10 protein-coding genes are annotated in these 11,009 nt (G+C 63.0%); 3 read left to right on the top strand and 7 right to left on the bottom strand.

Going from position 1 to position 11,009, the window contains the following annotated elements:
- Positions 1 to 147: 147 nt before the first annotated feature.
- Entirely contained in the window at positions 148 to 411 is a 264-nt protein-coding gene (locus tag EOB80_RS34415) for a hypothetical protein (protein WP_164762469.1), read from the bottom strand.
- A gap of 55 nt (positions 412 to 466) precedes the next feature.
- On the opposite strand from EOB80_RS34415, the gene EOB80_RS02165 reads away from it, so the two are divergent.
- The 3 genes from EOB80_RS02165 (at position 467) to EOB80_RS02155 (ending at position 4,916) form a co-directional block, all read left to right on the top strand.
- Positions 467 to 889, top strand: a complete 423-nt coding sequence (locus EOB80_RS02165; RefSeq protein ID WP_127270176.1) for a hypothetical protein — start codon at positions 467 to 469, stop codon at positions 887 to 889.
- A 272-nt stretch (positions 890 to 1,161) separates the two neighbouring features.
- Complete coding sequence (locus EOB80_RS02160; protein WP_127326502.1) at positions 1,162 to 3,024, top strand: ABC transporter ATP-binding protein; 1,863 nt, start codon at positions 1,162 to 1,164, stop codon at positions 3,022 to 3,024.
- Positions 3,024 to 4,916 (top strand): ABC transporter ATP-binding protein, encoded by a 1,893-nt coding sequence (locus tag EOB80_RS02155; RefSeq protein ID WP_127326501.1) that lies wholly within the window; start codon positions 3,024 to 3,026, stop codon positions 4,914 to 4,916. Before EOB80_RS02160 ends, EOB80_RS02155 begins: the two co-directional genes overlap by 1 nt.
- Positions 4,917 to 4,942: 26 nt before the next feature.
- Here the strand turns inward: EOB80_RS02155 and EOB80_RS02150 are convergent, their stop codons facing one another.
- The 6 genes from EOB80_RS02150 to EOB80_RS02125 form a co-directional block, all read right to left on the bottom strand.
- Positions 4,943 to 5,725 carry an ABC transporter ATP-binding protein gene (locus EOB80_RS02150; RefSeq protein ID WP_127269920.1) on the bottom strand — a complete coding sequence of 261 codons (783 nt, stop codon included), beginning with the start codon at positions 5,723 to 5,725 and terminating at the stop codon, positions 4,943 to 4,945.
- Between the two features lie 10 nt (positions 5,726 to 5,735).
- Complete coding sequence (locus EOB80_RS02145; protein ID WP_127322339.1) at positions 5,736 to 6,575, bottom strand: ABC transporter permease; 840 nt, start codon at positions 6,573 to 6,575, stop codon at positions 5,736 to 5,738.
- A gap of 28 nt (positions 6,576 to 6,603) precedes the next feature.
- The gene (locus EOB80_RS02140) at positions 6,604 to 7,611 is read right to left on the bottom strand and encodes an ABC transporter substrate-binding protein (RefSeq protein WP_127326500.1); all 1,008 of its coding nucleotides are present in this window, start codon (positions 7,609 to 7,611) and stop codon (positions 6,604 to 6,606) included.
- 200 nt (positions 7,612 to 7,811) lie between these two features.
- Positions 7,812 to 9,110: a hypothetical protein gene (locus EOB80_RS02135; protein WP_127326499.1), complete on the bottom strand. Its 1,299-nt coding sequence runs from the start codon at positions 9,108 to 9,110 to the stop codon at positions 7,812 to 7,814.
- 106 nt (positions 9,111 to 9,216) lie between these two features.
- Positions 9,217 to 9,948, bottom strand: a complete 732-nt coding sequence (hutC, locus tag EOB80_RS02130; protein ID WP_127326498.1) for a histidine utilization repressor — start codon at positions 9,946 to 9,948, stop codon at positions 9,217 to 9,219.
- A gap of 32 nt (positions 9,949 to 9,980) precedes the next feature.
- Entirely contained in the window at positions 9,981 to 11,006 is a 1,026-nt protein-coding gene (locus EOB80_RS02125; protein WP_127326497.1) for a zinc-binding dehydrogenase, read from the bottom strand.
- Positions 11,007 to 11,009 lie beyond the last annotated feature (3 nt).

The following is an 11,009-nucleotide window of genomic DNA, read 5'->3' as shown; positions in this document are numbered from 1 at the left end:
GCACTACTTCTGGCGGCATCTTCCGATGAGGCCGAGCCGAAACTATCCGCTCCAGCCGAGATCGAGGCCACCGGTGTCCCGAACACCGGATGCGCCTTCGCCGATCGCTGCCCCCTGGTCCTGCCCGACTGCAGAAAGGCAGAACCATCAGCCATAGAGGTTGCGGCTGGCCACCGGATCGCCTGCTGGCGGCACGGCCAGGGTTTTTGAGCGGCTCAACAGCAGTCCGAAGGTCCGCAGCAACTCGGTTTCAGCGGCAGGCAGGTCGTCCGATGCATGGAACCTCTCCGACGGCTGGCGAGGCGGTGCAACATTGTCATGGCATGCTGATTTGCCGACACTGGAAGCCCGGAGTTCCTGGTGCCCGCGCTGGGCCTGGGTGTTTCCTCGCATACAAATATATTCGTTCATGCTAATATATTGTGGTCATGCACATTCGTTCGTGACGAACATGTGGGAGGATGCAATGAAAACCATAAATCGCAGGTCTGCAATTGCTCTCGGTGTGACGGCTGCCGCGATAACGCCTCTGTTCACCCTGGCGGCGTCCGCGAAGGTCAAGAAATACGGCCCGAAGGAAGGCAAGGAGATTGCGCCCGGTGTCAGGGTGGTTGAGGTCAGCACCGGCGACTCCGACATTCCCGCCTACAAGAGCATCGCAGTCGTCGACGTGGTGTTCCAGCCCGGCGCACACGCGCCTCAGATGGTGATGGACAATGACATGGTCTGCACCATTACTTCAGGCGCATTCACGATCAAGAAAGCCGACAAGGAATTCAAGCTCAAGGAAGGCGACATGTACACCTGCGCCAAAGGCAAGACCGACGAGGCCACGAACACAAGTAAGGAGGTCGGCGTCCATCGTATCGCCGTCCTGATACCTGCCTAGCAGACCGCATTCCGGCCGGATGGGAGGTCGCACCCGTCCGGCCGTCGCTTGCGTACAGCCGGATGCTGGCGTCCGGCCAACGCCCTTCAGCAAGTAGATTCCGTCGCTGGTGCCAGCCGGATCGCAGTCGCATGCTCGCTTCCGTTCAGGCACAGTGCGATACCGGAATTGGCTCTTGAAGGGTCAACTCGGACGCGCGTAACATCGCGCCATCTGAATTGAGTCTGCTTTATTAGTCCGGACTAACCTCCGGATTGGTTTGGATATTTCCCTTGAACACGCAAGCAATCGGCGGCGCGCCGGAGCGCGGCAAATCGTTTGCCCATGTGGCGGAAGCCTCCTGGGGCAAGGGCCTCAGCACCTTGCTCCGCATCGTGCGCATGACGCTGCGCCATCCCTGGCAGGTCGCCATCACCATCGTCTCGACCTTCATCGCCGCGACCTTGCAGCTCTTCATCCCACGCCTGCTGGGACGCGCCATTGACCAGGCGCAGGGCGTCATGGCGGCCGGGGCCGGCGCTGCCGCGGAACAGGCGCTGTGGAATACGGCGCTGACGCTGCTCGTCGTCTCGATCCTGCGCGGCCTCTTCACAATGGCGCAGAACTACTATGGCGAGGCCGTCGGCCATCGCACCGGCTATGAACTGCGCCTGGCTTTCTACGAGAAGATCCAGCGCCTGAGCTTCGCCTACCACGACAGGGTCCACACCGGCGATCTCATCACGCTCGGCCTGCTCGATCTCGACGGCGTGCGCATGTTCTTTTCCACTGGCATTTTGCGCGTGGTGCTGCTCGGCGTGCTGATCGGCGTCGGCGCGTATCTCCTGGTCAGCACCGATCCCGTGCTCGGGTTGCTCAGTCTGAGCTTCGTGCCCTTCGTCGCCTGGCGGTCCTCGGTCACCCAGCTCAAACTGCGCAGCACCTGGCTGACGTTGCAGGAGCGCCTCTCGGTGCTGAGCCGGGTGATGGATGAGAACCTCGGCGGTATCCGTGTCGTGCGCGCTTTCGCAGCGCAGCGGCATGAGCTGGAAAAATTCGATCGCGCCAAGCGCGATGCACTGGACCTCGCCAATCAGCGCGTCGACATCCGCGTCGCCAACACCAGCGCCATGAATTTCTCGTTCCTGGCCGCCATGGGGCTGGTCCTGTGGTTCGGCGGCCAGAAGGTGATCGCAGGCCAGATCAGCGTCGGCACGCTGGCGCAGTTCCTCACCTTCATGACCATCCTGCAGATGCCGGTGCGCCAGCTCGGGCTGATGGTCAATTCCTTCGCCCGCGCCTCGACCTGCGGCACCCGGCTGTTCGAACTGCTCGACGCCGAACTCGACATCGAGGACGCGCCCGGCGCCAGGGATCTCGTCGTCAGCGACGGCGTGCTGCGCTTCGACAATGTCGGCTTTCGCTATGAGGGCGCAGGCGGCCGGTCGACACTGTCCGGCATCTCCTTCGAGGCCCGGTCCGGCGAGACCATCGGCATTGTCGGCCCACCGGGCAGCGGCAAGTCGACCATCGCGCATCTGATCCCGCGTTTCTACGACGTCACTTCGGGTTCGATCACCATCGACGGCCAGGACATTCGTGAGGTGACGCTGAAATCGCTGCGCAAGGCCGTCGGCGTCGTGCAGCAGGACGCGTTCCTGTTCACCACCTCGATCGAGAACAACATCGCCTATGGCAATCCCTGGGCGCGCGAGACCCGCATCGGGCAGGCAGCCGAGTACGCCCAGCTGCACAATTACATCATGGGCCTCCCGGCCGGTTACACCACGGTTGTCGGCGAGCGCGGCGCGTCGCTTTCCGGTGGCCAGCGGCAGCGCCTGACCATTGCGCGGAGCCTGATGCTGCGGCCATCGGTGCTGGTCTTCGACGATTCGACCGCGGCAATAGATGCCGGTACCGAACAGCGCATCCGGGCGGCGATGAAGCGCTTCGCCAGGGACCGCGTCACGCTCATCATCTCGCACCGGCTGAGCTCGCTGATGCATGCCGACCAAATCCTGTTCGTCGAGGGTGGCCGGATCGTCGAGCGCGGCACGCACGAGGAACTGCTAGCGCTCGGTGGCCGCTACCGCGCGCTGTACGATTTGCAGCTGCGGCCGGACGATGACCGGCCTGTCGTGGCGGGAGCCGCGTGATGTCGACACAGGCCGACGACGACAAGGAAGACACCAGCGGCCGGCCGACGAAGGCGGTCGTAGGCTCGCACCGCGACGACGAGGAGGTTTTCGGCAAGGCCTACGACCCGCGCATCGTCAGGCGCATCTGGAGCTTCGTGCAGCCGTATCAGAGCCGGATCTTCATCTCGGTCGCCGCCGTACTGGTGTTCACGCTGACCCAATTGGCGATTCCGCTGGTCATCCGCTACGCCATCGACCACGGCATGACGGCAGGCAAGCTCGACCAATCGGTGATCATCGCCGCGATCGGCGCTTTCTCGGCGATCATCCTCATCAACTATGCCGCCTCCTATGTGCAGGAAAGCGTCGTCGGCAAAGTGGCCGAGAACGTGCTCTCCGACCTGCGCCGCGCCATGTTCAGCCATCTGCAACGGGTCTCGTTGAGCTTCATGGACAAGACCGAGGTCGGCCGTCTGATGTCGCGTCTGCAGGGCGACGTCAATTCGATGCAGGAATTCCTCGAAACATCCGTCATGTCGGTCGGCGACATCGTGCTGCTGTTCGGCATCGTCAGCGTGCTTTTGTGGCTGGATTTCCGGCTCGGGCTGCTGACGCTGTCGACCATGCCGGTGCTGTTCATCGTGCGCCTGTGCTGGCTGCCGCGCGCCAAGGTCGCTTTCATGGCCGCGCATGAGACCAACTCGATCGCCAATGGCGCGCTGGCGGAAGGCATCCACGGCGTGCGCACGGTGCAGAGCCTGGAGCGCCAGCACGTCAATTTCGACCTCTACGACGAAAAGGTGCTGGCCAATCTCAATGCCCATCTGACCTCGGCGAAATACGCGCAGGTGATGGTGCCGATCGTCGACACGCTGACCGGCATCGCCATGGCGACCGTCATCGTCGTCGGCGGTTCGATGGTGCTGTCGCACAGCCTCGACATCGGCGTCATGGTGGCGTTCCTGTTCTACATCCAGCGCTTCTTCGACCCGATCCGCTCGCTGACCATGCAATACAGCGTCATGCAGCGCGCCATGGCTTCGGGCCAGCGCATCTCCGAAGTGCTCGACGTGCCGGTCGACGTCAGCGACAAGGACGGTGCTATCGCGCTGTCGCGCGACATGGACGGCTCGGTCGAGTTCAGGAACGTCACCTTCGGCTATAGGCCGAACCAGCCGGTGCTGAAGAACATCTCGTTTCGCGTCAATCCGGGCGAGACCGTGGCCCTGGTCGGCCCGACCGGGTCGGGCAAGTCGAGCTCGATGGCGCTGGTGCACCGCTTTTACGATGTCTGGTCGGGCGAGGTTCTGGTCGGCGGCCATGATGTGCGTGACCTGACCCAGGATTCGCTCGGCGATCAGGTGGCGATGGTTCTGCAGGAGCCGTTCCTGTTCTCCGGCTCGGTGCTGGAAAACATCCGCTACCACAAGACATCAGCCAGCCGCGAAGAGGTGGTGCGCGCCGCACAAGCCGTCGGCGCGCACGATTTCATCGAGAACCTGCCAGATGGCTACGATACCGAACTCGAGCAGCGCGGCGGCAATCTCTCGCTGGGCCAGCGCCAGCTGATCAGCTTTGCGCGTGCGCTGGTGGCGGATGCAAAGATCCTGGTGCTCGACGAAGCCACGGCCAGCATCGATTCCTACACCGAGATGCTGATCCAGAAGGCGCTGATCACCCTGCTGGAAGGCCGCACCGGCCTGGTCATCGCCCACCGTCTGGCGACCATCCGCGGCGCCGACCGCATCATCGTGCTGCAGAACGGCGAGATTGTCGAAAGCGGCAACCACGAACAGCTAATGGCAAGGAAAGGTCTCTACGCCCGCCTCTACAACATGAACTACGCCTCGTTCGACGACATTTCGGAAGGCGAGCTGGAGTTGGATGCGGCGGTCGGCAAGGCGACGTGATTGGGCCTACTGATGACCACAGGCGCCTACGCCATTTCGGGGCGTTTTGAACCCTCGCGGATGGCCTTGTGCACGCCGCGCTGCAGATCCATGAATGCAGGGCTTTCCATCACCTCTTCGCGGCGCGGGCGCTCAATATCGACGTTGAAGGTCTGCGTGATGCGTCCCGGGCCGATCCCCATGACGACGATGCGGTCCGACAGATAGACGGCCTCCTCCACATCATGAGTGACAAACAGGACGGTCAACCTGTGTTCCTCCCAGATCTGGGTCAGCAGTTCCTGCATCTGATGCCGGGTCAAGGCATCGAGCGCGCCGAATGGCTCGTCCATCAACAGCATCTTGGGCCGGTAGGAAAGCGCGCGCGCAATGGCGACGCGCTGTTTCATGCCGCCCGAGAGTTCGGCCGGATAGCGGTCGGCGCTGTCGGACAGCTTGACGAGTTCGAGATGCTCCAGCGCGATCCTGCGGCAGGTCGGGCGATCGTAACCGGCGGCCTTAAGGGCAAATTCGATGTTCTGCCGCGCCGTCAGCCAGGGAAGCAGCGTGTAGGACTGGAAGACGACGCCACGGTCGAGACCCGGCTGCAGGATCGGCGCGCCATCGATGCTGAGATCGCCGGCGTCGAAGTCCTGCAGTCCGGCCACGATCGACAGCAGCGTGCTCTTGCCGCAACCCGACGTGCCGACCAGGGAGACAAACTCGTTGTCGGCAAGATCGAGGTTGATGTCGCGCAGCACTTCAGTGCGCCGCTCGCCGGTGCCGAAGCTCTTGTGGAGACCGGCGATCCGCAATTTGGGGGGGCTCATCGGCTGGACCTCATTGCGAGCGGCCCTCTTGCTTGAACAGCACCTTTTCCAGCGCCTTCATCACCTGGTCGGTGATGAGGCCGAGCAGGCCAAGCAGCAGGATGTAGCCGATGATCGTGTTGGTCTGGAAATACCGCTGCGACACGGTGATGCGATAGCCGAGCCCCGAAGTCGCGGCGACAAGTTCGGCCAGCACCAGCCAGGTCCATGCCCAGCCCAGGCTGATGCGCAGCGTATCCCAGATGCCCGGCAAGGCGCTGGGAACGACGATGCGCGTCAGGATCTTGCGATCCGGCAAGCCGAGTGTACGCCCAAGGCCAATGAAATCGGCTGGAACCCGTTTCACATTGTCCATGATCATCAGCACCTGCTGGAAGAAGGTGCCGATGAAGATGATCAGGAATTTCTGCGAATCGCCGGTGCCCGCCCACAGGATGGAGAGCGGCACGAAAGCGACGACCGGCATGTAGCGGATGAAATCCACCAGCGGCTCGATGGCCGCTTCCCAGGAACGGAAACTGCCGATCAGCACGCCGATCGGTATCGACAGGGCCGAGGCGATGAGGAAGCCGATGGAGATACGGTACATCGAGGCTTTGAGGTCCAGCCACAACGTGCCGTCGGCGGCGAGCTTGGCGATCTGCATAGCTACGCTGCCCGGCGACGGCAGGAAGATCGGCTTTACCAACCCCAGTCCGGTCGCCGCCCACCAGGCAAGGCCGAGCCCGACGAACACGGCCACCGCGATGATCAGGAAGCGCGACCTGGCGATGGGCACGCCGATCCCGGAGGATCGGCGGCGCCTCGCCGGTTTCGCGATCGGTCCTGCCGCCGGTCGCTCCCCGGGCATCTGTGTCACCACCGCGATCCGGCCTTGGTCATTCCGCTGCCTTGACGAAGGCCGGGTCGATCATCTGCTCCGGCGTCACATCGGCCTGCAGCAGCTTGGCGTTCTTGGCGGCGGTCTCGACATCGGCGAAGGTCTTGGTGGTGAAATCGCCGGTCAGCGCCGTCTTGTTTTCGGCGAGTGAGTAGTAGCGCACGCCGTCAAAGGCGGTGTTGAGGTCCTTGACGTCCGAACCGACGGCCTTGGCGATGATGGCGCGTCCACCGGGCGTGTCGGCATTGTAGTCCTTGAGCGCCGCGTCCCAGCTCTTGATCATGGCCAGCACCTGGCCGGGCCGCGACTTGATCACCTCGTCACGCACCACCAGGACGTCGCTGATCAGGCCGGGATCCTCGCCGGCGGTGAACAGCAGCTTGAGGTCCTTGTTCTGCGCCATGGCGACGGTGAGGTACGGTTCATAGGTCACCGCGACCGGCACCTGGCCGGCGATCAAGGCGCTGCCGGCATCGGACGCAGGCATCGGAACCGGCTTCACATCGTCGATCGACATGCCGTTCCTGGCAAGCGCGTATTTGAGCAGAATGTCGCTCGTCGTGCCTTCCTCGAAGGCCACCTGCTTGCCCTTGAGGTCCGCGATGGAGGTGACGTCCTTGCCGGCGATGATGGCGTCGGCGGTCATGGAGACGTCGAGCAGCAGCACGATCTTCACCGGCAGGCCGGCCGCGACCATCCCCATCGCCGTGTGGGTGGCGATGTTGGCGGCGTCGAGCTGGCCGCTTGCAAGTGCTGCGTTGATGTCCTTGTCCTCGGCGAAGTTGACGATCTGGACGTCGCTCAGCCCGTTTGTCTTGAACAGGCCCTTGGCCTCGGCGACATGCCATTGGCCATAGCCGAGCCAGGGCTCGATGCCGATCTTGAACGCTCCTGCCTCGGGCGTGGTGGGAATGGCCGCATCGGCTGCGTAGGCTGCCGGGGCGGCGGCCAGCCCGATGGCGGCGGCCATCACGAGCGCGCGAAATTGTCCTGTTAGGTTACGCATCATCTTTGTTCCCCTTGATGATCAGACCGCTTTTTCTGACTAAGGTAGCCGGTCTGGTGAGACTGCGGGTTTCTGCTCTTGCGGCACTGTGCCTCGGCGTCTTACCTGCCACTTCATGGTGAAGTGCGAGGATATTTCAGCGTCAGCGGGAGCGGATGTCAAGGCTAAAATACATACATGCATATACAAGTTGGAAAGACTCAATTTTCACGCTTTTCCGGATCGATCCGATCGAGGAAACCCGTCACCCGATCGGCTCCGGCAACGGGTTCGCTGCCGACCATGACCGCGACTGAGAAGGCAATGAGGGAGGAGACCCGCGTATGGCTGCGCGCGCCGGCCCGCAGGTTCATGACCAGCGTCGGCGACAGGAAAAGACCGGCCCGCAGCACCGCGCGCCAATCGGCCGGCAGCATGCCGCGCCGTTTGAGCTCCAGCAGCAATGGCCGCCACAGCGCTGTCGCCTTGACCTCCAGCAGGTCGCGGCGGACGGGGCTCAGGTCCCAGTCCGTGTCGACATGGAGCAGATTTCCGTCCAGCCGCGCCTGGGCGCGAAAAGCCTCTGTCGCGGTCGCCGGATCATAGAGCCAGAACGGATGGGCAAAGATGTTGTGGAACGTCGCCTTCACCTCCGCCAGCAGCGTCGGGATATGCGAGCCGGCAAAGGCGGGATCGAAGAAGGACAGTTCCGCCCTCCCCGCCTTAGCCGTGTACCAGACATTGGCGTTGTGGGCGTCGCCATGCGCGACCACGCCGCCGGCATCGGCAAGCCGGTCGGGCCGCAAGCGCACTGCGGCGGCATCGAAAAGCTCACCGACGCTGTGGGTGTACTGCTGGCCGTTGATGACGAATTTCAGCCGGGAAAACCGATCCCAATCCAGCTCGGCACCGGGAAAGACGAACGGCTTGCCGACATAGAAATCGGCCAGCCGGCCGCCTGGCGACAAGCTTGTGTTTGCATCGATCAGCCGCTCATGAAACAGCCTGTGGATCGGCTCCGCCGAGACCTCCGCGACAGTCACCGGATGCAGCGTCTCGAGATAGACCTTGAGCAGCCTGGCCGACAGGTCGCGCTCGGCAAGAACGGCTTCTTGCCGCTTGCCGGCATCGTCCTGCGCATCCAGCGCGAACAGCACATCCGAAAATCTCGGATCCGTGCGGCGGCGGTAGACAAGGATCTGCTCGCCGGGCTGCGCCGACATGTGTATGGGTTGGTCGACCGGCAGGCCGGCGCGCGACAGAATCTCGGCGCGGTAATACTCGCCCGTCATCGCCTCCTCCCGCTCCTCCTGATGGAATTTGAAGAAGTAGGCCTTGCCGTCGTCTTCGAAGAAGCCGTTCAGGGAATTGAGGCTGTATTTGTCGAAGTTGATGCGCACATTGCGGGGACTCATCGCAAACAGGTCGCCCAGCAATGCCGCCAGCGCGCTTTGTGCTTCGGCAACATCATGCTGCGCGAGTGCCCGGATCTGCGCCGTGCGACTCGGTGTCTGCGTCATCTGTTGTCCTTCTTGGCCCGTCCATTCGAGAGCGAAAGTGTTCTCGTCAGCACATGTATATACATTGACAACGAAACCGCTCCGACTTGCATTCGTCCTGCTTCCGTTAGCTGCTTTTTGAAGGGGAATAGCGGCTGCCGAGCGAGTAGCGGCTGCCGGCATAAGTCAGCTTGCTGATGGTGGCCACCACCGCGCCTGTCCATGTCCGGCGGTGCAGGAAAAGGCAGCAGGCGCCGACATCGATGCCCAGATGCCGCGCCGTCTCGGCGTCGGCCGGGATCGCCGAGATGATATGCTCGACTTCGGTCACCGGGGTTTTCTGCATGAGATAGTCGTAGGTCGCCGTCTTCGAAAAATCCTGCTTGTCGTAATCGGGAATGAGGCTCGGATTGACGAAGCGCTCTTCCAGCTGCACCGGCAGATCATTCTCGAAATTGACGACGACGGAATGATAGATCGAGACGCGCTTTGGAAACTCGAACGACAGCGCCAGCTCCTTTGTCGGCATGATGGTTTCGAGGACGAGGACTTCGGAGCGATGCCGGTTGCCGCGCTCCACGATCTCGGCTGCGATGTTGTTGATCTCGATCAGCGTCGATTGCGGCCGCGGCGGCGCGACGAAGGTTCCCACACCTTGCAGGCGGATCAGGAACCCGGCCGAGGTCAACTCTCTGAGCGCCCGGTGAACCGTCATCCGCGACACGCCGAGTGAAGCCACCAACTCGTTCTCGGACGGCAGCTTGCGATCCTTGCCCCACCGGCCCGTTCCGATGTTCGCCAGGATGTAGTCCTTCACCTTCTCGTAAAGAGGGCTGGCCGTGTCGGGCAAAGTGATCATTTCAAAAGTCCTTTCCGGCGATTCATCGGAAATCACGACTGCTCGACAGGTTGCCGCATGCGGATGATTGTTTTCAAGCCGTCGCTGTGTCCCGCCAACAGCCGCTCATAGGCAGCCGGAATGTCATCCAGGCCGATCTCCTGGTCGATCAGCGCCAACAGCGGTTCGCTGAGTTCACCTAGCATCCGCACCGCCTCGGGCAGCTCATCGGCAAAGGCGTGGCATCCCAGCAAGCCGATTTCGCGTTCGACCAGCGTATTGGGATCAATGTCGAGGCGGCCATGGAAGATGCCCACCATGGCGATCGTGCCGCCGGGATCGACAACGCCAAGCAATTGGTTGAGCGCCGCGACGCTGCCGGTCGCCTCAATGGCCGCGAGCAGCGGGGCATTGGCGGTTGCGGCGGCAACGGCATCTCGGTTCAGATCGACGATCCTGGCACCCGTCACCTGCGACACGCGGGCGCTGCGAGCTTGGTTGCGGTCGGCGACGAGCACGGTGCCGGCGAAGGTTCGCGACAGCAATAGCGCGGCAAGACCGCCGATCGGCCCGCAGCCGACGACCAGCACCGAGCCGGCCGTTTTCGGCAGGCGCCGCACCGCGTGCAGCGCCACCGCCAGCGGCTCGGCCATCGCCGCGACCCGCTCGTCGAGCCCGGCATCGATGATATGCAAAAGCCGCGCGGGCAGCACCGCCTGTTCGGCAAACCCGCCGTCGCAGATTTCTCCCACAAAGCCCAGCGACACACAGAGATGCCGCCTGCCGCCATGACATTGCGCGCAGTTTCCGCACCAGAAACGGGAATCGGCGACCACCCTGTCGCCGACGGCGAAGGCGTCCACGCCCGCGCCGATGGCAGTCACCGTGCCGGTCAACTCATGGCCGGCCGTCGAAGGCGACCGGCTTATCCACTGTCCCGTGCGGAAATTGTGCAGGTCCGAACCGCAAATGCCGGCGGCGTCGACCCTGAGCTTCACCCAGCCCGCATCCGGCACGCCCGGCGTGGCGATGTCCTCGATGCGCAAGTCACCAGGTCCATACAGTCGTGCGGCCTTCATCAC

The sequence above is a fragment of the Mesorhizobium sp. M7A.F.Ca.MR.245.00.0.0 genome (genome assembly GCF_003997415.1).
Taxonomy (GTDB): Bacteria; Pseudomonadota; Alphaproteobacteria; order Rhizobiales; family Rhizobiaceae; genus Mesorhizobium.
This window is presented reverse-complemented; position numbering and strand designations above follow the sequence as displayed.